Source organism: Bradyrhizobium sp. SMVTL-02 (assembly GCF_051853005.1).
Taxonomy (GTDB): Bacteria; Pseudomonadota; Alphaproteobacteria; order Rhizobiales; family Xanthobacteraceae; genus Bradyrhizobium.
This window is the reverse complement of sequence record NZ_CP182469.1, coordinates 6805466-6825488: the sequence shown is the minus strand read 5'-3', so window position 1 is coordinate 6825488 and position 20023 is coordinate 6805466. Positions and strand designations below refer to the sequence as shown.

Annotated in this window: 15 protein-coding genes; 7 read left to right on the top strand and 8 right to left on the bottom strand. The window is 64.1% G+C overall.

Annotated features, from left to right (window positions below):
* Nucleotides 1-163: 163 nt before the first annotated feature.
* Together metH and metF are read right to left on the bottom strand one after the other, a co-directional pair.
* Nucleotides 164-4009 (bottom strand): methionine synthase, encoded by a 3846-nt coding sequence (gene metH, locus ACNJYB_RS32605; RefSeq protein WP_439370610.1) that lies wholly within the window; start codon nt 4007-4009, stop codon nt 164-166.
* A gap of 6 nt (nt 4010-4015) precedes the next feature.
* Complete coding sequence (metF, locus tag ACNJYB_RS32600; protein ID WP_439370609.1) at nt 4016-4936, bottom strand: methylenetetrahydrofolate reductase [NAD(P)H]; 921 nt, start codon at nt 4934-4936, stop codon at nt 4016-4018.
* A 396-nt stretch (nt 4937-5332) separates the two neighbouring features.
* Here metF and ACNJYB_RS32595 point away from each other — a divergent pair, with 396 nt between their 5' ends.
* Nucleotides 5333-6346 (top strand): LLM class flavin-dependent oxidoreductase, encoded by a 1014-nt coding sequence (locus tag ACNJYB_RS32595; RefSeq protein ID WP_439370607.1) that lies wholly within the window; start codon nt 5333-5335, stop codon nt 6344-6346.
* Between the two features lie 26 nt (nt 6347-6372).
* On the opposite strand, the gene ACNJYB_RS32590 is transcribed toward ACNJYB_RS32595, so the two are convergent.
* On the bottom strand, nt 6373-7230 hold the full coding sequence (locus tag ACNJYB_RS32590) for a prephenate dehydratase (RefSeq protein WP_439370606.1): 858 nt from the start codon (nt 7228-7230) through the stop codon (nt 6373-6375).
* Between the two features lie 37 nt (nt 7231-7267).
* Nucleotides 7268-8008, bottom strand: coding sequence for a 3-deoxy-manno-octulosonate cytidylyltransferase (locus ACNJYB_RS32585; protein ID WP_439370604.1), 741 nt, complete (start codon nt 8006-8008; stop codon nt 7268-7270).
* A gap of 236 nt (nt 8009-8244) precedes the next feature.
* Between ACNJYB_RS32585 and ACNJYB_RS32580 the strand changes: the two genes are divergently transcribed.
* From ACNJYB_RS32580 to ACNJYB_RS32555, 6 genes are all read left to right on the top strand, one after another.
* Nucleotides 8245-8796 carry a c-type cytochrome gene (locus ACNJYB_RS32580; protein ID WP_439370603.1) on the top strand — a complete coding sequence of 184 codons (552 nt, stop codon included), beginning with the start codon at nt 8245-8247 and terminating at the stop codon, nt 8794-8796.
* Between the two features lie 210 nt (nt 8797-9006).
* Nucleotides 9007-10923, top strand: coding sequence for an extracellular solute-binding protein (locus tag ACNJYB_RS32575; protein WP_439370601.1), 1917 nt, complete (start codon nt 9007-9009; stop codon nt 10921-10923).
* 14 nt (nt 10924-10937) lie between these two features.
* Nucleotides 10938-12812: an extracellular solute-binding protein gene (locus ACNJYB_RS32570; RefSeq protein ID WP_439370600.1), complete on the top strand. Its 1875-nt coding sequence runs from the start codon at nt 10938-10940 to the stop codon at nt 12810-12812.
* A gap of 2 nt (nt 12813-12814) precedes the next feature.
* Nucleotides 12815-13924 (top strand): microcin C ABC transporter permease YejB, encoded by a 1110-nt coding sequence (locus ACNJYB_RS32565; protein ID WP_439370598.1) that lies wholly within the window; start codon nt 12815-12817, stop codon nt 13922-13924.
* Nucleotides 13924-15102: an ABC transporter permease gene (locus ACNJYB_RS32560; RefSeq protein ID WP_439370597.1), complete on the top strand. Its 1179-nt coding sequence runs from the start codon at nt 13924-13926 to the stop codon at nt 15100-15102. Before ACNJYB_RS32565 ends, ACNJYB_RS32560 begins: the two co-directional genes overlap by 1 nt.
* Nucleotides 15103-15106: 4 nt before the next feature.
* Nucleotides 15107-16744 carry an ABC transporter ATP-binding protein gene (locus tag ACNJYB_RS32555; RefSeq protein WP_439370596.1) on the top strand — a complete coding sequence of 546 codons (1638 nt, stop codon included), beginning with the start codon at nt 15107-15109 and terminating at the stop codon, nt 16742-16744.
* A 91-nt stretch (nt 16745-16835) separates the two neighbouring features.
* On the opposite strand, the gene ACNJYB_RS32550 is transcribed toward ACNJYB_RS32555, so the two are convergent.
* The 4 genes from ACNJYB_RS32550 to ACNJYB_RS32535 all read right to left on the bottom strand — a co-directional run bounded on the left by ACNJYB_RS32550 (nt 16836) and on the right by ACNJYB_RS32535 (nt 19919).
* The gene (locus tag ACNJYB_RS32550) at nt 16836-17063 is read right to left on the bottom strand and encodes a hypothetical protein (RefSeq protein WP_439370594.1); all 228 of its coding nucleotides are present in this window, start codon (nt 17061-17063) and stop codon (nt 16836-16838) included.
* Nucleotides 17064-17101: 38 nt separating this feature from the next.
* The gene (locus ACNJYB_RS32545; RefSeq protein ID WP_439370592.1) at nt 17102-17380 is read right to left on the bottom strand and encodes a hypothetical protein; all 279 of its coding nucleotides are present in this window, start codon (nt 17378-17380) and stop codon (nt 17102-17104) included.
* A gap of 318 nt (nt 17381-17698) precedes the next feature.
* Nucleotides 17699-18553, bottom strand: coding sequence for a C40 family peptidase (locus ACNJYB_RS32540; protein ID WP_439370591.1), 855 nt, complete (start codon nt 18551-18553; stop codon nt 17699-17701).
* Nucleotides 18546-19919, bottom strand: a complete 1374-nt coding sequence (locus tag ACNJYB_RS32535) for a leucyl aminopeptidase family protein (RefSeq protein WP_439370590.1) — start codon at nt 19917-19919, stop codon at nt 18546-18548. The genes ACNJYB_RS32540 and ACNJYB_RS32535 overlap by 8 nt, the downstream gene beginning before the upstream one ends.
* Nucleotides 19920-20023 lie beyond the last annotated feature (104 nt).

Below are 20023 nucleotides of genomic sequence, written 5' to 3'. Positions count from 1 at the left end.
GGCCTGGCGAGCGTGTCGGACGGCCACAGCTGCTGATGATGGAAGAATACCCCTGTTTTGCCCGACGCCGCAACGAAATTAGGCAAGACCGAAATTCTTCTATCCCTTCAACCCCATCCTACTGTGCATGGGGTTGTTTTCGCATTTTGTTTTGGAGCGAGACTTACCCCGCGCCTGCGCGCTTCTTCTGCCAGACCAGATGCACCGCGCAGGTGCAGCCCGGCGGATGCGAGGCGAGGTCGTTCGACGCCTCGTCGTTCGCCGGCGTCGCCGCGAAGGCCTTGTCCTGTTGCGACGGGATGTAGTTGAGCACCGGCGCGAGCCAGCGCTCGGCTTCCGCCACCGTCATGCCCTTGCGCGCCGCATAGTCCTCGACCTGATCGCGCTCGATCTTGCCCACGCCGAAATAATAGCTCTCAGGGCTCGCGAAATAGAGCCCGGACACGGAAGAGCCCGGCCACATCGCAAAGCTCTCGGTCAGCTTCACGCCGGCGGTCGCTTCCGCATCGAGCAGCTCGAACAACGTCGCCTTCTCGGTGTGATCGGGCTGCGCGGGATAGCCGGGCGCAGGACGGATGCCCTGATACTTTTCGAGGATCAGCTCGTCGTTGGAGAGCGCCTCGTCCGGCGCGTAGGCCCAGAACTCGCGGCGCACGCGGGCATGCATGCGCTCGGCGAAGGCCTCCGCGAGGCGATCGGCCAGCGCCTTGCACAGGATCGAGGAGTAGTCGTCATTGGCCATCTTGAAGCGGTCGGCGACGGCATCCTCGCCGATGCCTGCGGTGACGACGAAGCCACCGACATAGTCGGCCACGCCGGCGGGCGCGATGAAGTCGGCGAGCGCCGCGTTGAAGCGGCCCTCGCGCTTCTCGAGCTGCTGGCGCAGCGTGTGCAGCGTCGCGATGCTCTTGGTGCGGCTCTCGTCGGCATAGAGCACGATGTCATCGCCTTGCGCATTCGCCGGCCAGAAGCCGATCGTCGCGCGGGCCCGGAACCATTTCTCCTCGACGATGGTATCGAGCATCTTGCGCGCATCGTCATAGAGCGAGCGCGCGACCTCGCCGACCTTGGCATCTTCGAGAACAGCGGGGAAACGGCCGGCGAGCTCCCAGGTCTGGAAGAACGGCGTCCAGTCGATATACGGCACGAGCTCGGCGAGATCGTATGCGTCGAAGCTGCGGGTCCCGAGGAAGGTCGGTTTCACCGGCTTGTTCCTGGCGAAGTCGACCGGCACGCGGTTGGCGCGGGCATCTGCGAGCTTCAGCCGCTTCTTGTCGGCCTGCGCGCGCAGATGCGCTTCCGAGATCTTAGCGTATTCGGCGCGGACCTCGGCGGCGTAGGCCTCGCGCTTCTCGGGCGAGAGCAGCGAGGAGGCGACGCCGACGGCGCGGCTGGCGTCGTTGACGTGCACGACAGGGCCGGCGCGATAGCTCGGGTCGATCTTCACCGCCGTATGCACACGGCTCGTGGTGGCGCCGCCGATCAGCAGCGGCAGCTTCAGTCCCTCGCGCTGCAACTCGCCGGCGAAGAACGCCATCTCGTCGAGCGAAGGCGTGATCAGGCCTGATAGCCCGACGATGTCGGCCTTCTCGGCCTTCACCGTCTCGACGATCTTGGCGGCCGGCACCATCACGCCGAGGTCGATGACCTCGAAATTATTGCACTGGAGCACGATGCCGACGATGTTCTTGCCGATGTCGTGGACGTCGCCCTTCACCGTCGCGAGCACGATCTTGCCGGCGGACGAGGAGCCCTCGGTGGCGATGCCGCTGGCGAGGTTGCGCGCCTTCTCCTCCTCCATGAACGGCATGAGGTAGGCAACGGCCTGCTTCATGACGCGCGCGGACTTCACCACCTGTGGCAGGAACATCCTGCCGTCGCCAAAGAGGTCGCCGACCACGTTCATGCCGGCCATCAGCGGTCCCTCGATCACGTCGAGCGGACGCGAGGAGTTCTTGCGGGCTTCTTCGGTGTCCTGCTCGATGAACTCGGTGATGCCGTGCACCAGCGAATGCGACAGCCGCTTCTCCACCGGCCATTCGCGCCAGGCGAGATCGGCTTCCTTGCTTTCGGTCTTCTTGCCGCGGAATTTCTCGGCGAGCGCCAGCAGGCGCTCGGAGGCGCCGGGATCGCGGTTGAGGACGACATCCTCGCAGGTTTGGCGCAGCTCGGGATCGATGTCGTCATAGACGATCATCTGCCCGGCGTTGACGATGCCCATGTCCATGCCGGCCTTGATGGCGTGATACAGGAACACCGAGTGCATGGCCTCGCGCACCGGCTCGTTGCCGCGGAACGAGAACGAAAGGTTGGAGACGCCGCCCGAAATATGCGCGCCAGGCAGGTTCTTGCGGATCCAGCGCGTCGCCTCGATGAAATCGACGCCGTAATTGTTGTGCTCCTCGATGCCGGTCGCGATCGCGAAAATGTTCGGATCGAAGATGATGTCTTCAGGCGGGAAGCCGACCTTGTTCACCAGGATGTCGTAGGCGCGCTTGCAGATCTCGGTCTTGCGCGCGAAGGTGTCGGCCTGGCCGGCCTCGTCGAACGCCATCACCACCACGGCCGCGCCGTGGCGCCGCGCGATCTTCGCCTCGTGGATGAACTTCTCCTCGCCTTCCTTCATCGAGATCGAGTTGACGACCGGCTTGCCCTGCACGCATTTCAGGCCGGCTTCGATCACCGAGAATTTCGAGGAGTCCACCATGACGGGGACGCGGGCGATGTCGGGCTCGGCGGCGACGAGGTTGAGGAACGTCACCATGGCGGCCTCGGAGTCGAGCAGGCCCTCGTCCATGTTGACGTCGATGATCTGCGCGCCGTTCTCGACCTGGTCGCGCGCGACCTGGAGCGCGGCGGTGTAGTCGCCGGCGGTGATCAGCTTGCGGAAGCGGGCCGATCCCGTGACGTTGGTGCGCTCGCCGACATTGACGAAGGGAATGGCATCCGTCAGCACGAACGGCTCGAGGCCGGACAGCCGCAGGCGCGGTTCGATCTCCGGCACGATGCGCGGCTTGTGCGGGGCGACGGCCGCCGCGATCGCCGCGATATGGTCCGGGGTGGTGCCGCAGCAGCCGCCGACGATGTTGACGAGGCCGTCCCGCGCGAACTCGCCGACCACGCGTGCCATGTACTCCGGCGTCTCGTCATACTGGCCGAACTCGTTGGGCAGGCCGGCGTTCGGATAGGCGCACACAAGCGTGTCGGCAACGCGGCCGATATCGGCGATATGAGCGCGCAGATCTTCCGCGCCGAGCGCGCAGTTGAAGCCGATGGTGATGGGCTTTGCGTGCCGCACCGAATTCCAGAACGCTTCCGGCATCTGACCCGACAGCAGGCGGCCGGACTTGTCGGTGATGGTGCCCGAGACCATCACCGGCATATCGATGCCGAGCTCTTCGGTGATCTCGGCGATGGCATAGAGCGCCGCCTTGGCGTTCAGCGTGTCGAAGATGGTCTCGACCAGCAAGAGGTCGACGCCGCCGTCGATCAGGCCGCGGATCTGCTCGCCATAGGATTTGCGCAGATCGTCGAAGGTGACGGCGCGATAGCCCGGATTGGAAACATCGGGGGAGATCGAGGCGGTGCGGTTGGTCGGGCCGATGGCACCGGCGACGAAGCGCGGCTTGCCGTCCTCGGCTGCGACGCGCCGGGCGGCGTTGCCGGCGAGGCGGGCGCCTTCGCGCGCCATCTCGTAGACGATGTCGGTGAGGTCGTAATCGGCCTGTGCGATGGACGTCGTCGAGAACGTGTTGGTCGCGACGATGTCGGCACCGGCGCGCAAATAGGCGGCGTGGATGTCCTCGATCGCCTGCGGCTGGGTCAGGATCAGAAGATCATTGTTGCCGCGCAGGTCGCGATGGAAGTTCTTGAAGCGCGCGCCGCGGAAGGCTTTCTCGTCGAACTGCAGGTTCTGGATCATCGTGCCCATGGCGCCGTCAAGCACGAGGATGCGCTCGCGCGCGGCGTTCAGCAGGGCAGTTCGCTTGGCGGAAACGGGTGCGGTCATTTTCTCTTACGCAGCCTTCCGGGCGCTCTTGGCGCGAATGCCGAGCAAATGGCTGATCGCGAACACGAGATCGGCGCGGTTCATGGTGTAGAAGTGGAAGGTATCCACGCCGTGCTTGGCCAGCTTCTGCACCTGGCCGGCCGCAACCGTCGCGGCGACCAGCTTGCGGGTCTCGGCATCCTCATCGAGGCCTTCGAATTTCGCGGCGAACCAGTCGGGCACGGTGGTGCCCGCACGCGTCACGAAATTGCGGGCCTGCTTGAAATTGTGCATGGGCATGATGCCCGGCACGATCGGGATGTCGATACCGCGCGCGCGGACACGGTCGAGATAACGGAAGTAGAGATCGTTGTCGAAGAACACCTGGGTGATCGCGCGCGTCGCACCGGCATCGACTTTTGCCTGAAGCGTGTCGATATCGGCGTCGAAGTCGCGGGCCTCGGGGTGCTTCTCGGGATAGGCCGAGACGGACACTTCGATATCCGCGTGCCGCTTCTTGATGCCGGCGATGAGGTCGGGAGAGCTCTGATAGCCGTCGGGATGGCTGTAATAGGGTGTGCCGATGCCGCCGGCGGGATCGCCCCGCAAGGCCACGATGTGACGGACGCCGACCTCGTGATAGCGGTCGACGATCTCGTCGATCTCGCCGCGCGAGGCGCCGACGCAGGTCAGATGCGCAGCCGGCAGCAGCGCAGTTTCCTTGAGGATGCGGGAGATGGTGGAATGGGTGCGCTCGCGGGTCGAGCCGCCGGCGCCATAGGTCACCGAAACGAATTTCGGATCGAGCGGAGCCAGCCGGTTGATGGTCTCCCAGAGATTGCGCTCCATCTCCTCGGTCTTGGGCGGAAAGAACTCGAAGGAGATCGCTGGCCGCTTCAGGTGCCCGTCTTGCCGATCGGCTGTTGCAGGCGTCGTCAGGTCAGTCATGCCACCACTCGCTCAAAGGTCCCGCCAGGTCTTCCCGGCCGGCCGTCGTTTCTAGTTTGGAAGCGCCCAAGATAGGACAAAGGCAGTCTGGCCGACAGCCCATCCACGGTGGGAAGTAGCCCACTATCGCTGATGGAAGTGGTATTTTATGCTGCCTCGAAGCTGATGTGGGATTTTGGCCCAGTATCTGCATCCCATATTATATTCATGCACTTAATTCGATTTAGAGACGCACTATGTCGCTCGAATTTGGGTGGGCAGGTTGAAGTTGTTGTAACTGCCGCCGTTCTTGTCCCAATGATGGCAGCGTCGCCGGTCGCAGCCGCGGCTCTCACACGCCAGATCTGCGCTGTCTGCCCATTGCCGCAGCGCGGCCGTTCACTACGTTAACGCGCCATGATCCCGCTCTCAGTCCTCGACCTCTCCGTCGTCACCACAGGCACAAAGCCTGCCGCGGCGCTGCGCAACAGCATCGACCTGGCGCGCCACGTCGATGGTCTCGGCTATGTCCGCTACTGGCTCGCCGAGCATCACAACCTGGCCTCGGTCGCGAGCCCGGCGCCCGACGTGATGATCGGGCAGATCGCGGCCGTGACGAAGCATATCCGCGTCGGCTCAGGTGGTGTGATGCTGCCCAACCATGCGCCGCTTGCCGTGGCCGAGCGCTTCAAGATGCTGGAGGCGCTGTTTCCCGGCCGCATCGATCTCGGCCTCGGCCGGGCGCCCGGCACTGATGGTGCCACGGCCTACGCGCTGCGCAGCCGGCTCGACCGCCGCGAGGGCGACGATTTCCTGGAGCGGCTCCACGAACTGATCCTGTGGCAGACCCGCGAATTCCCCGCAGGCCACCCCTATAACAACGTCGTGGCGATGCCCGACGACACCGCCCTGCCGCCGATCTGGCTGCTCGGCTCCAGTGATTATTCGTCGGAGCTTGCCGCGCAAGTCGGGATGGGCTTCGCCTTCGCGCATCACTTTGCGTCCCACGATGCGATCGATGCGATGGTGCATTACCGCAACCGCTTCCAACCATCGGCCTGGCGTCCGAGCCCGCATGCGATCCTCGCGGTCGCCGTCATTACGGCTGATACGGACGAGGAGGCCGAAAAGCTCGCGACATCCTTCGACCTCAATCGCCTGCGCCGCGACCGCGGCCAATATCTGCCGCTGCCAAGCGTCGAGGAGGCGCTGGCTTATCCTTATACGGATTCCGAGCGGATCTCGATCGCCCGCAACCGTTCGCGCCTGTTCGTCGGCGATCCCGCGACGGTGCAGCAGAAGCTGCAGCCGCTGATCGACGCCAGCAAACCGGACGAACTGATGGTGATCACCGCCGTGTACGACCACGAAGCGCGCAAGAAGTCGTATTCGCTGCTGGCGGAGGCGTTCGGGCTTAGAGCGACGGCATAGCTTACCCTCCAGGGGAGGGTGGCAGATCAATCCTGCGTCTCGCTGAACGTCGCGCGGAACGGGTGGCCTGGATACACGCCGACGATACGAAACTCGCGCGAGAAGAATTTCAACTCCTCGATCGCGAACGCCAGGCCCTTGTCCTCGGGGTGGCCGTCGACATCGGCGTAAAACTGCGTGGCGAAGAAATTGCCGTCGACCATGTAGCTTTCGAGTTTGGTCATGTTGACGCCGTTGGTGGCAAAGCCGCCGAGCGCCTTGTAGAGCGCGGCGGGCAGGTTGCGCACGCGAAATACAAAAGTGGTGACCAGCGGGCCGGACCCTTGCGCGGCCCATTTCGGCTCGCGGGCCAGCATCACGAAGCGCGTGGTGTTGTGGGCCTCGTCCTCGATGTCCTCGGCAAGGATGTCGAGGCCATAGATCTTGGCGGCGAGACGCGAGGCGATCGCGGCGACGGTCTTGTTCTTGCGCTCGGAGATGTCGCGGGCGCTGCCGGCGGTGTCGGCGTGTACGATGGGCTTGATGCCGAGCTTGCGGATGATGCGCCGGCACTGGCCGAGCGCGTGCACATGGCTCTCGACGCTCTTGATGTCCTCGATCCTGGTTCCCTTCACCGCCATCAACTGATGCCGGACCGGCAGGAACCATTCGCCGATGATGAACAGGCCGGAAGCCGGCAAGAGGTGGTGAATGTCGGCGACGCGGCCGGCGACCGAATTCTCGATCGGAATCATGCCGAGATCGGCCTCGCCGGACGAGATCGCCGACAGCGCGTCTTCAAAAGTGGCGCAGGGCATCGGCTCGGCGTCGGGATAGGCCTCGACGATGGCGATGTGGGAGTTGGCTCCGGGTTCGCCCTGGAATGCGATCTTCATCTTGCTCATGTCTCGCAGTGCTCCTGATCGGCCTTGTAGCAGCGGCTCAGGATTTGGAAAGGATGCTGCGCGCGGTTTCGAGATCGGGCGGCGTGTCGACGCCGCGGGGCACGCTGTCGACGATCATGATGTCGATGCGCATGCCGGCCTCGACCGCCCGAAGCTGCTCCAGGCTTTCCTGTTTTTCGAGGGGCGAGGGCGGCAGCGACACGAACCGCTCCAGCGCGGTGCGGCGATAGGCATAAAGACCGATATGGTGGTATCGCGGTCCGTCGCCGTAAGGGGCGGTGGCGCGGGTGAAATAAAGTGCCCGCAACCGCTTCGGCCCGATCGGCGAGCCGATCGCTTTCACCACGCTCGGCGCGAGGTCCTCCTCCTCGGTGTGGATCTGCGAAGCCAGCGTCACGATGTCGACCGCGGGGTCATCAAACGGCGGCAGCACCTCGCGGATGGTCTGCGGCGTAATGGTCGGGAAATCGCCCTGCAGGTTGATCACGATCTCGGCCTTGCCCTCGGGGTCGAGCTTCAGCATGGCCTCGTGGATGCGGTCCGAGCCGGAGGGGTGTTCGGCGCGGGTCATCACCGCCTCCCCGCCATGGGCCGTCACGACCGAGGCGATCTCGTCCGTGTCGGTGGCGACCGCGACCCGGCCGATGCCGGCGGCCTCCGCACGGCGCAGCACATGCACGATCATCGGCAGGCCCGCGATGTCGGCGAGCGGCTTGCCGGGCAGGCGGGTAGCGGCCATGCGGGCCGGGATCAGCACCAGGATGCGGGGATCGATCATTGGTTCAAGGGCCTGGGTTCAAGGGCCTGGAAATGGAGCGTTTTCCGCGCCGAGAAATGGGGTGGGGACCGGTTCGAAGCCGGGTCGCTTATACGGGTTGCCAGACCCTGGGCAAACCGATATCTCAGTGGCAAAACTCGGGGAAACAACAAGGAACGTTCTGATTCTCCCGAGGCTCGTCCTGGCGGCCGCTTCGGCCGCTTAATCCTTCTCAGCGGTGTGGGGCCTGGCCGGAAATGGACTCGTTTGAACTGAACAAGATTCTCGGGGCCGTGCTCGGCACCTGTCTCATCCTGCTGGTGACGAGCTTCACCGCCCAGGCACTGTTCTCCCCCAAGATGCCGGAAAAGCCGGGCTTCGAAATCGCGGTGAAGGAAGACGCCGGCCACGGCAAGGAAGGCGGCGGGGCCGCGGCTTCCTCCGAGCCGATTGAAAAGCTGCTCCAGACCGCCTCCGTCGACAAGGGCGCGGCCGCCGCCAAGAAGTGCGGCGCCTGCCACACCTTCGAAAAGGGCGGCCCGAATCGCGTCGGTCCGAACCTCTATGGCGTTGTCGGCGAGCCGAAGGGTGAGGGCCGCGGCTTCAACTTCTCGGCCGCCATGAAGGGCAAGGGCGGCACCTGGACCTTCGAGGATCTCAACAAGTTCATCGCCAATCCGAAGGGGTTCATTCCGGGCACCGCGATGGGCTTCGCCGGTATCCCGAAGGATTCCGAGCGCGCCGACGTCATCGCCTATCTGAACTCGCTGTCGGATCATCCGCAGCCGCTGCCGACGGCGTCGAAATAAGGCTTCAAGAACCGATTTTGGAAGAGCGGCCAGGCTGAAAAGCCTGGCCGTTTCCGTATCCGGGCCTCGCGGGCTCGTTATCGGGGCGTTTGGCCGCATCCGACAGGCCGTCCGGCCTTCCAAGATGAGGAAAAAGCAACATATTCCGTCGAAACCTCGCCTATATTGGGACCTTAAAGGAGTAGCCTCCTTCAAGACAGGACTGTTGATTTGGCCATTACCCGACGCGATCTCCTGCTCACCGGCACTGCGGCCGCAGCGCTCCCCGCCCTCGGTTCCGTGGGGGGCGTTCCCGTCATCGGCGCCGCGCAGGGGCAGTCGGCGAGTGAGCTGCCCTCGAATGGGTTGCCTTGGCGTCATGCGCTGTCGCTGTTCGGCAAGGTCAAGTACCCCGCCGACTTCAAGCGCTTCGACTACGTCAATCCGGAAGCCCCGAAGGGCGGCGTCGCGCGCCAGATCGCCGTCGGCACGTTCGACAATTTCAACATCGTCGTGTCTGGGGTGAAGGGCCAGGTCTCCGGAGCGGTCGCGTTCATCTACGAATCCCTGCTCACCCCTGCGCTCGACGAAGTCTCGACCGAATATGGTGCGCTGGCCGAAGCCGTCAGCCACCCCGACGATTTCTCCTTCGTCACCTATCGCTTGCGGCCGCAGGCCAAATGGCACGACGGCAAGCCCGTCACCGTCGAGGACGTGATCTTCTCGCTCGATTCCTTCAAGAAGCATCACCCGATGTATTCGGCCTATTACAGCCATGTCGTGAAGGCCGAGAAGGTAGGCGAGCGCGAGGTGAAGTTCGTGTTCGACGCGCCGGGCAATCGCGAATTGCCGCAGATCGTGGGGCAGCTCACGGTTCTGCCGAAGCATTGGTGGGAGGGGACCGACGCGCAGGGCCGCAAGCGCGATGTCTCCGCGACCACGCTCGAAGTGCCGCTCGGGTCCGGCCCCTACAAGGTCAAGGAATTCGTCGCCGGACGCTCGATCGCGCTGGAGCGCGTCAAGGATTATTGGGGGCGCGATCTCGCCGTCAACGTCGGCCGCAACAATTTCGACGAGCTGCGCTACGAATATTTCCGCGACGCCACCGTGGCGATCGAGGCCTTCAAGGCCGACCAGGTCGACTGGCGCACCGAGAACAGCGCCAAGAACTGGGCGACGGCCTACGACTTCCCGGCCGTGGCCGAAAAGCGGGTGATCCTCGAGGAGTTCGCCAATCGCAGCTCCGGCGTGATGCAGGCTTTCGTCCCCAACCTGCGCCGCGCCAAGTTCAGCGATCCACGCGTGCGTCGTGCGCTCAACTACGCGTTCGACTTCGAGGAGATGAACAAGCAGATCTTCTACGGCCAGTACAAGCGCATCAGCAGCTATTTCGACGGCATCGACGAGCTCATGGCGACCGGGGTGCCGCAGGGCAAGGAGCTCGAAATCCTCGAGACCGTTCGTGCCGAAGTGCCGCCCGAAGTCTTCACGACGGCCTACACCAATCCGGTCGGCGGCAGTCCCGAAGCCGTGCGCGACAATCTCCGCGAGGCGCTGCGCCTGTTCAAGGAGGCCGGCTACGAGGTGCGCGACCGCAAGCTGATCGACGTCAAGACCGGCGCACAATTCTCGCTCGAATTGCTGAACCAGGATCCGAGCTTCGAACGGGTCACGCTGTTCTACAAGCCGTCGCTAGAGCGGCTCGGCATTGCCGTCAGCGTGCGGACGGTCGATCCGACCCAATACGAGAACCGGACGCGCGAGTGGGATTTCGACGTCGTCACCAACTCCTGGGGCGAGTCGCAATCGCCGGGCAACGAACAGCGCGAGTTCTGGTCGTCCAAGTCGGCCGACATTGCCGGCTCGCGCAACATCGCGGGGATCAAGAACCCGGCGGTCGACAAGCTGATCGAGCGGTTGATCTACGCCAGGGATCGCGACGATCTCGTCGCGGCCACCAAGGCACTGGATCGCGTGCTGCTGTGGAACCACTACGTCGTGCCGCAATGGACCTACAACAAGGTGCGCACCGCGCGATGGGATCGCTTCGGCCGGCCGGCGGAACTGCCCAAATACGGTCAGTCCGGCTTTCCGTTCATCTGGTGGTACGACGCAGACAAGGCGGCGCGGATCGCAAAGAAGTCGTGAAGGATATCCCCCGCATGGCGCAGCTTTCACGCCGGCATGTGCTGGCCTTAAGTGCCGGCGGTGCACTCAGCGCCGCCTTGTTGCGCGGCGCGGCGGCGTCGGAAGGGCCGGCCGAAGCCCACGGCATCTCCGCCTTCGGCGATCTCAAATATCCCGCCGACTTCCACCATTTCGATTACGTCAACCTCGATGCGCCAAAGGGCGGCACCTTCTCGCTGATCCCGTCGGTGCGCGCCTACAATCAGTCCTACCAGACCTTCAACTCGCTCAATGCCTACATCCTGAAAGGCGACGGCGCGCAAGGCATGGACATGACGTTTTCGCCGCTGATGGTTCGGGCAAACGACGAGCCCGATGCGATGTACGGGCTGATTGCCAAATCCGTGCAGGTATCGGCGGACAAGCTGGTCTACCGCTTCACGATGCGGCCCGAGGCGAAATTCCACGACGGCAGCAAGCTCACCGCCCACGATGCGGCATTTTCGCTGACGGCGCTTAAGACAAAGGGACATCCGCTGATCATCGTGCAGATGCGCGACATGGTCAGTGCGGAAGCTCTCGACGATGCGACGCTCGTGGTCACCTTCGCCAGGGGACGCGCGCGCGACGTGCCGCTCTATGTCGCGGGCCTGCCCATCTTCTCGAAGGCGTATTATGCGTCCCGTCCGTTCGACGAATCGTCGCTGGAGATCCCGCTGGGTTCCGGTCCGTACAAGGTCGGCAGGTTCGAGGTCAATCGTTACATCGAATACGAGCGGGTGAAGGACTGGTGGGCCGCCGATCTGCCGGTTTGCCGCGGCAGCTACAATTTCGATGTCGTGCGCTACGAATTCTATCGCGATCGCGATGTCGCTTTCGAGGGCTTTACCGGCAAGAACTATCTCTACCGCGAGGAGTTCACGTCCCGCATCTGGGCGACGCGTTACGATTTTCCGGCCGTGAAGGACGGCCGGGTCAAGATGGAGGTCGTGCCCGACGATACGCCGTCCGGTGCGCAGGGCTGGTTCATCAACACGCGGCGTGACAAGTTCAGGGATCCGCGCGTGCGCGAGGCCCTGATCAACGCCTTCGATTTCGAGTGGACCAACAAGACCATCATGTACGGAGCCTATGCCCGTACGGTGTCGCCGTTCCAGAACTCTGACCTGATGGCCGGCAATGGGCCTCCGTCGCCGGAAGAGCTGAAGCTGCTGGAGCCGTTCCGCGGCCAGGTTCCCGACGACGTGTTCGCGGCGCCGTTCACCCCGCCGGTCTCGGACGGTTCCGGGCAGGATCGCAGCCTGCTGCGCAGGGCGCAGCAGCTGTTGAATGAGGCCGGCGTGCCCATCAAGGACGGAAAGCGGGTGCTGCCGAACGGCGAAGTCTTCAGGATCGAGTTCCTGCTGGACGAGCCCTCGTTCCAGCCGCATCACGCGCCTTACATCAAGAATCTGGGCACGCTCGGCATCGAGGCGAGCGTGCGCGTCGTCGACGCCGTGCAGCACAAGGCGCGTCAGGAAGATTTCGACTTCGACCTGACCATCCAGCGCTTCAGCATGTCGGCGACGCCGGGCGATGCCATGCGCGCGTTCTTCTCGTCGCAGGTCGCGAACACCAAGGGCTCGTACAATCTCGCGGGCGTCGCCAGCCCGGCCATCGACGCCATGATCGAGAAGATCATGGCGGCCGACAGCCGCGAGGAATTGACCGTCGCCTGCCGTGCGTTCGATCGGTTGTTCCGCGCTGGCCGCTATTGGGTGCCACAATGGTATAACAAGACCCATCGGCTGGCTTATTGGGATCAGTTCGGCCACCCCCAAAAGCTGCCGCGTTACGCCAATGGCGTCGGTGCGCCCGACATCTGGTGGTATGAACCCGCCAAGGCGGCCAAGCTCGAGCAGGCGAAATAATCATGAGCGCCTATATCGCCCGCCGTCTCCTCCTGATGATCCCGACCCTGCTCGGGATCCTCTTTGTCTCCTTCGTCGTGGTGCAGTTCGCGCCGGGCGGCCCGGTCGAGCGCGTCATCGCGCAGCTCTCGGGCGCCGACACCGGCGGCACCTCGCGCATCTCGGGCGGCGGTGACTTTGCACAGCGCGCTCCGGGGCAGGTCGGCGCCGGCGGGGATGCCATCAACTCCAAATATCGCGGCGCGCAGGGGCTCGACCCTGATTTCATCAAGAAGCTGGAGGTGCAGTTCGGCTTCGACAAGCCGGCGCCGGAACGCTTCCTGCTGATGGTGTGGAATTTCGCCCGTTTCGATTTCGGCAAGAGCTATTTTCGCGACGTCAGCGTGCTGCAGCTCATCAAGGAGAAGTTGCCGGTCTCGATCTCGCTTGGCCTCTGGCTGACACTTCTGACCTATCTGATCTCGATCCCGCTCGGCATTCGCAAGGCCGTGAACGACGGCGCGCGGTTCGACACCTGGACCTCGACCGTGCTCGTGCTCGGCTATGCGATTCCCGGCTTCCTGTTCGCGATCCTTCTCATCATCCTGTTTGCCGGCGGCTCGTTCTTCAATTGGTTTCCGCTGCGCGGACTGACCTCGGACGGCTGGTCGCAATTTCCCTGGTACTGGAAAATCATCGATTATTTCTGGCATCTGACGCTGCCGCTGATCGCCATGGGGCTAGGTGCGTTCACCACCATGACGTTCCTGACCAAGAACTCGTTCCTCGACGAGATCCGCAAGCAATACGTCATGACCGCGCGCGCCAAGGGCTGCAGCGAGAACCGGGTGCTATACGGCCACGTCTTCCGCAACGCGATGTTGATCGTGATCGCCGGCTTCCCCGGGACCTTCATCCACGCGTTCTTTTCCGGCTCGCTCCTGATCGAGACCATCTTCTCGCTGGACGGGCTGGGGCTGCTCAGCTTCGAGAGCGTGCTCAACCGCGACTACCCCGTGGTGTTCGGCACGCTCTACATCTTTTCGCTGGTCGGACTCGTGATCAACCTGATCTCCGACCTGACCTATATGTGGATCGACCCCCGGATCGATTTCGAGGCACGGGAGGTCTGATGACGATCACCGCGCCGACGCCGATCGAGACCACAGCGAAGTCGCCGCTTGGCGACGCCGTTCCGATCACGCGCAAGCCGTTCGCGCCATCACCGCTGAACAGGCGGCGGTGGCAGAACTTCAAGGCCAACCGCCGGGGCTACTGGTCGTTCTGGATCTTCATCATCCTGTTCGTCATCTCGCTGTTTGCCGAGCTGATCGCCAACGATCGGCCGTTCCTGATCAAGTTCGACGGCCACCTGTATTGGCCGGCCTTCGTGACCTATTCGGAGACGACCTTCGGCGGCGATTTCGAGACGGCGGCCGACTACCGCGATCCCTATTTGCAGAAGCTGATCAGGGACAAGGGCGGCACCATCGTCTGGCCGCTGATCCGTTACTCATACGATACGCACAATCTCGACCTGCCGACGCCGGCGCCGTCGCCCCCGACCTGGATGCTGACGGAGAAGCAGTGCCAGCCGGTGGTGGAGAAGAAGGGTCTGAAGAGCTGCCGCGACCTCGAATACAACTGGCTCGGCACCGACGATCAGGGGCGTGACGTGGTGGCGCGGCTGATCTACGGCTTCCGCATCTCCGTGCTGTTCGGTCTTTGCCTCACCATCGTCTCATCCGTCGTCGGCATCGCGGCGGGCGCGGTGCAGGGCTATTTCGGCGGCCGGGTCGACCTCATCTTCCAGCGCTTCATCGAGATCTGGACGGCAATTCCCTCGCTCTACCTTCTCCTCATTCTTTCCTCGGTGCTGGTGCCCGGCTTCTTCGTGCTGCTCGGTATTCTGCTGCTGTTCTCCTGGGTCTCGCTGGTCGGTCTGGTGCGGGCCGAATTCCTGCGCGGGCGCAATTTCGAATACATCCAGGCGGCGCGGGCGCTCGGCGTCTCCAACCCGGTCATCATGTTCCGCCACCTGCTGCCGAACGCGATGGTCGCGACCATGACGTTCCTGCCCTTCATCGTGTCGAGTTCGGTGATGACCCTGACGGCGCTCGATTTCCTCGGCTTCGGCCTGCCGCCGGGATCGCCCTCGCTCGGTGAATTGCTGTCGCAGGCCAAGGCCAATGTGCAGGCGCCGTGGCTCGGCTTCTCCGGCTTCTTCTCGGTCGCCATCATGCTGTCGCTCCTGATCTTCATCGGCGAAGCCGTGCGCGACGCCTTCGATCCGCGCAAGACGTTCAGGTAAGGCCATGGACGCGATCAACCAGCCCCTGCTCAGCGTGCGCGACCTCTCGGTGGCCTTCCACCAGGGCGGTGCCTCCACGCTGGCGGTCGACAAGGTCTCGTTCCAGATCAAGCGCGGCGAATGCGTCGCGCTGGTCGGCGAATCCGGCTCCGGCAAGTCGGTCAGCGCGCTGTCGATCCTCAAGCTCCTGCCCTATCCGAACGCCTCCCATCCCTCGGGCAGCATCCGCTTCAAGGGGCAGGAGCTGATCGACCAGTCCGAGCAGCAGATGCGGGAGATCCGAGGCAGCGACATCTCCATCATCTTCCAGGAGCCGATGACCTCGCTCAATCCGTTGCACACGATCGAGGCGCAGATCGGCGAGATCATCCAGCTGCACAATCCGACCAGCAATGCCGAGGCGCGCAAGCGGACCCTGGAGCTGCTGACGCAGGTCGGCATCTCCGAGCCCGAAACGCGGCTGAAGAGCTACCCGCACCAGCTCTCCGGCGGCCAGCGGCAGCGCGTGATGATCGCGATGGCGCTCGCCAACGAGCCGGACCTGTTGATCGCGGACGAGCCGACCACGGCGCTCGACGTCACCGTGCAGGCGCAGATCCTGGCGCTGCTCGCCGAGATCCGTTCGCGGCTCGGCATGAGCCTGCTCTTCATCACCCACGACCTCGGCATCGTGCGCCGCATCGCCGACACCGTCTGCGTCATGAAGGGCGGCGTGATCGTCGAGCAGGGGCCGGTCGAGCAGGTCTTCAAGAGCCCGAGCCATCCCTATACGCGCGACCTGCTCGCGGCCGAGCCGAAGCCCGATCCGGCGCCGCCGCAGCCGAGCGCGCCGGTGGTGATGTCGGCCGATGATCTGAAGGTGTGGTTCCCGATCAAGCGCGGTCTGATGCGCAAGACGGTCGGTCACATCAAGGCGGTCGACGGCGTCAGCGTCGCCGTGCGCAAGGGCGAGACGCTCGGAGTCGTCGGCGAATCCGGCTCCGGCAAAACGACGCTCGGGCTCGCCTTGCTGCGGCTGATCTCCTCGAACGGCCGCATCGTGTTCCTCGGCAAGGACATCCAGGGCCTGCGCTTCAAGGAGATGCGGCCGTTCCGGCGCGACATGCAGATCGTGTTTCAGGATCCGTTCGGCTCGCTCAGCCCGCGCATGTCGGTCGCCGACATCATCGCCGAAGGTCTTTCGGTCCATCAGCCGAAGCTGTCGGGCGAAGAGCGCGAGGCGCGCGTCGTGAAGGCGCTCGAGGATGTCGGGCTTAATCCGGATACGCGTTTCCGCTATCCGCATGAGTTCTCCGGCGGCCAGCGCCAGCGCATCAGTATCGCGCGGGCGGTGGTGCTGGAGCCCGACTTCGTGGTGCTGGACGAGCCGACCAGCGCGCTCGACATGCTGTTTCAGGCGCAGATGGTCGATCTGCTGCGCGAACTCCAGCGCAAGCGCGAGCTCACCTACATGTTCATCTCGCACGACTTGCGCGTCGTCGCCTCGCTCGCCAGCCATCTCATCGTGATGCGCGGCGGCAAGGTGGTCGAGGAGGGCCAGGCCGCCGAGCTGTTCAAGAATCCGAAGACGGATTACACGCGCGCGCTGTTCGCGGCCGCGTTCCGACTGGAGACGGCAGGGAACGGCTCGGTGGCGACGTAACGTTTCGTCATTCAGGGGGCGCGCGTAGAGCGTCCCCCGGGATGCTTCTGCTTGTAGCCAAAGCGGGTCTGCACCTGCCGATCGGGTTGATCTACACAGCGCGCTGCTTGTCTCGTTCCTCGACGGTGGTCGCCGCTTCTTCCAGCTTCTTTTCGTAATTGCCCGCGAACTTCTCGATAGTATCGGCCCACATCCTCAGCATCGAGGCCTGAAAGTGGATCATCGGCTTCAAGGCATTCATGCCGATTGCTGTCGCTGCGGCGACGCGCCGTTGTGGATCGCGTGCGAGATCGTTTGTGGTAGCGGTCTTGTCTGCCATCGTACTCGCTCCTTCGCTCTGGGTGTTATGGCCTCAAGTCACCTCTGGTCGTGAATGCGTGCTCCTAAATGCTCGGCGAGAACCTGGTCTGCCGCGAGGCGCGCGCATTGGTCGTCATGCAGTTCATCCAATTTCTTCAAATAAGCGACCGCGGCTATTTGCAAGAGATCGAAGTCATCTTCGCCGACGTCGCCAAGATTGGCGACGTAGCGGTAGAGGGCGGAACGCCTGTTGTCATTCTCGCTGATGCCGCTATGGAGCAGCAAATAGTTCCGCCACGCGAATGCACACGCGCCTTCTCTGGCTTGAGAACTCATGGGACCTTCGACCTCCCAAAGCCAGAGAAAGATCGACGACGCGTTTCGTTCCGCGAATCTCTCAGTTGTAACGTTGTTCCGTAGCTGCGCCGCGAGGTGCTATCAGCCGGCTGCCGTTCGAGCGGTGGTTTGCCCTAATGATGTTGCGCGTGTTCCCTGAGAGCTTGTTGCGGAACGTACCGGACTTCGGGGCTGCATCTGCGCTAGACTAGAGTGCCGCAGCCGCCGATAGCAGGGTGCACGGCAACATCTGCGGCCATATCGATTTCGACATCGCCTCCCGAAAGTAAAGCGGACGCGGCAAGTTGTGGTGACGCCCTACAGCCGCTTGACCGCAACGACCTCGCTGCCGGCCGCCTTGATCCGCGCAATCGCCGGCTGGATCGGCTCGATGACGGTCGCCATGTGGTGCGCGTTGGCGTGAACCATCGAGCCGGGATCGCGGACGATCGCGACATGGCCCTTCCAGAAGATCAGATCGCCGCGCAGCAAGCCGCTTCGCTCGCGCGGCTCCAGCGCGCGGCCGAGGCCGGTCTGCTGCATGTCGCTGTCGCGCGGACAGCCGATGCCCGCGGCCGTTAGCGATACCTGCACCAGACCTGAGCAATCGATGCCGAGGTTGCTCTTGCCGCCCCACAGATAGGGCGTGCCGACGAAGCGCTCGGCCACGGTAACGAAATCCGGCTCGCGATGATCGAGCGGGACGAGATGCGTCTTCGGCACGAAGGTCCCATCGTGCATGACGGCGAAGCCGCCCTCCTCGCGTGCGACCGCAATTCTCGAGTCCAGTACGAGCGTGGAGGTCGGCGGCAGCTTGATGGAAGGACCGGGGAACGCGAACGTCCGCAGCGCGCTGACCTTGTGCGTCGGCGCAGCCGTAGACTTCATCAGCGCGGCATCGGGCAGCCAGCCGACATAGCCATCGCCATTGAGCTGGCCCCAGGCCCAGCCCTCGCCGTTGCGATCGTAGACCGTGACACGCTCGCCGCGCAGCGCCTCGGTCATCAGCATCGCGCCTGAGGAAGGCTGCTCGCGCACGGAAGCGATCGTCTCGACCACCTCGAACTCTTCGCCCTCGACGAAGCGTTGCGCCTCGACCCTGCCTTCGAGATATTTCGCGGCGAGGTCACCCCGCGCCGGCGTCAGCCGTGGGTCGTATCCTGGATCACGCATAGCGCTCGCTCAGCAATGCGTAGATGGCGCGCGCGGCCTGGCACTCGCCGCCTTCGGGCCGCGCCGGCTTGGCCGACGGCGTCCAGCCATAGATGTCGACATGCAGCCAGCTGCCGGCGTGCTCGACGAAGCGTTGCAGGAACAGCGCGCAGGTGATCGAGCCGGCGAAGCCGCCGGATGGTGCGTTGGTGATGGTGGCGCTCTTGGAATCCAGCCAAGCATCGTAAGGCGGCCACAGCGGCATGCGCCACAACGGATCGTTCTCTTTTACCGCGCAGCGCGCGACCTCAGCGGCCAGCGTCTCATCATTGGTGTAAAAGGGCGGTAAATCCGGCCCCAGCGCGACACGCGCGGCACCGGTCAGCGTGCCGAGATCGATCAGCAGGTCGGGTTTTTCCTCATCGGCCAGCGCCAATGCGTCGGCGAGGACGAGCCGGCCTTCCGCATCCGTGTTGCCGATTTCGACCGTGATCCCTTTGCGCGAGGTAAAGATGTCAAGGGGGCGGAAGGCGTTGCCGGCGACCGCATTTTCCACCGCGGGGATGAGCACACGCAGCCGCACCTTCAGCTTCGCGTCCATCACCATGCGCGCCAGCGCCAGCACGTTCGCGGCGCCGCCCATGTCCTTCTTCATGATCAGCATGCCGCTCGACGGCTTGAGGTCGAGCCCGCCGGTGTCGAAGCAGACGCCCTTGCCGACCAGCGTCACCTTGGGATGGGCAGGATCGCCCCAGCCGATGTCGATCAGCCGCGGTGCGCGGTCGGAGGCCATGCCGACGGCATGGATCAGCGGGAAATTGCTCTTCAGATCCTCGCCGATGGTGCAGGCAAAGCTCGCGCCGAACTCGGCGGCGAGCGCTTGTGCGGCTGCGGCGAGCTGCTCCGGGCCCATGTCGTTGGAGGGCGTGTTGATGAGGTCGCGCGCCAGCATCGCAGCGTCCGCGATGCGATCGATCTCGGCAACCTCGACGCCGTCGGGCGGCACCAGCCGGACCTCGGGCCGATCGGCCTTGCGATAGCGGGAAAAGCGGTAGCGCCCCAATGCAAAAGCGAGCGCGGCGAGCCGCGCATCGTGCGGTGAATTGGCGAAGCGATAGGTCCCCGGCGGCAGCAGGCCGGGCAGGGCGCCCGGCCGGAACAGGTCGCGCGACCTTGCCCCATCGTCCTCAAGGCCGAACAGGACTTGTGTGATCGTCCCATCGGATGCGGGCAGCGCGAGATAGCCGCCGGGCTTGGCGGAATAGGCGCTGGCGGTCGCGAACTGGCGTTGGACCGGCGGCAGCGACTCACGCAACCCATCCCAGCTCGACTTGGTGACGAAGGTGATCGGAATGGCGGTCGAGGACGTCTCGAAGACAGAGGGCATTGGCGGGTCCGGATCGTCAGGTCAGGCAGGTCATGCGAACGCCAGAAGACTTCGCAGAGTTTTGCCATGGCCGCAATCGGCTTTGCCGTCACCGCTCGGTGAGC

What these genes read in the sequence shown, in the direction of transcription:
- metH (WP_439370610.1), bottom strand. Translation starts at nt 4,009, where the DNA reads ATGACCGCACCCGTTTCCGCCAAGCGAACTGCCCTGCTGAACGCCGCG.
- metF (WP_439370609.1), bottom strand. Translation starts at nt 4,936, where the DNA reads ATGACTGACCTGACGACGCCTGCAACAGCCGATCGGCAAGACGGGCAC.
- ACNJYB_RS32595 (WP_439370607.1), top strand. Translation starts at nt 5,333, where the DNA reads ATGATCCCGCTCTCAGTCCTCGACCTCTCCGTCGTCACCACAGGCACA.
- ACNJYB_RS32590 (WP_439370606.1), bottom strand. Translation starts at nt 7,230, where the DNA reads ATGAGCAAGATGAAGATCGCATTCCAGGGCGAACCCGGAGCCAACTCC.
- ACNJYB_RS32585 (WP_439370604.1), bottom strand. Translation starts at nt 8,008, where the DNA reads ATGATCGATCCCCGCATCCTGGTGCTGATCCCGGCCCGCATGGCCGCT.
- ACNJYB_RS32580 (WP_439370603.1), top strand. Translation starts at nt 8,245, where the DNA reads ATGGACTCGTTTGAACTGAACAAGATTCTCGGGGCCGTGCTCGGCACC.
- ACNJYB_RS32570 (WP_439370600.1), top strand. Translation starts at nt 10,938, where the DNA reads ATGGCGCAGCTTTCACGCCGGCATGTGCTGGCCTTAAGTGCCGGCGGT.
- ACNJYB_RS32565 (WP_439370598.1), top strand. Translation starts at nt 12,815, where the DNA reads ATGAGCGCCTATATCGCCCGCCGTCTCCTCCTGATGATCCCGACCCTG.
- ACNJYB_RS32560 (WP_439370597.1), top strand. Translation starts at nt 13,924, where the DNA reads ATGACGATCACCGCGCCGACGCCGATCGAGACCACAGCGAAGTCGCCG.
- ACNJYB_RS32555 (WP_439370596.1), top strand. Translation starts at nt 15,107, where the DNA reads ATGGACGCGATCAACCAGCCCCTGCTCAGCGTGCGCGACCTCTCGGTG.
- ACNJYB_RS32550 (WP_439370594.1), bottom strand. Translation starts at nt 17,063, where the DNA reads ATGGCAGACAAGACCGCTACCACAAACGATCTCGCACGCGATCCACAA.
- ACNJYB_RS32545 (WP_439370592.1), bottom strand. Translation starts at nt 17,380, where the DNA reads ATGAGTTCTCAAGCCAGAGAAGGCGCGTGTGCATTCGCGTGGCGGAAC.
- ACNJYB_RS32540 (WP_439370591.1), bottom strand. Translation starts at nt 18,553, where the DNA reads ATGCGTGATCCAGGATACGACCCACGGCTGACGCCGGCGCGGGGTGAC.
- ACNJYB_RS32535 (WP_439370590.1), bottom strand. Translation starts at nt 19,919, where the DNA reads ATGCCCTCTGTCTTCGAGACGTCCTCGACCGCCATTCCGATCACCTTC.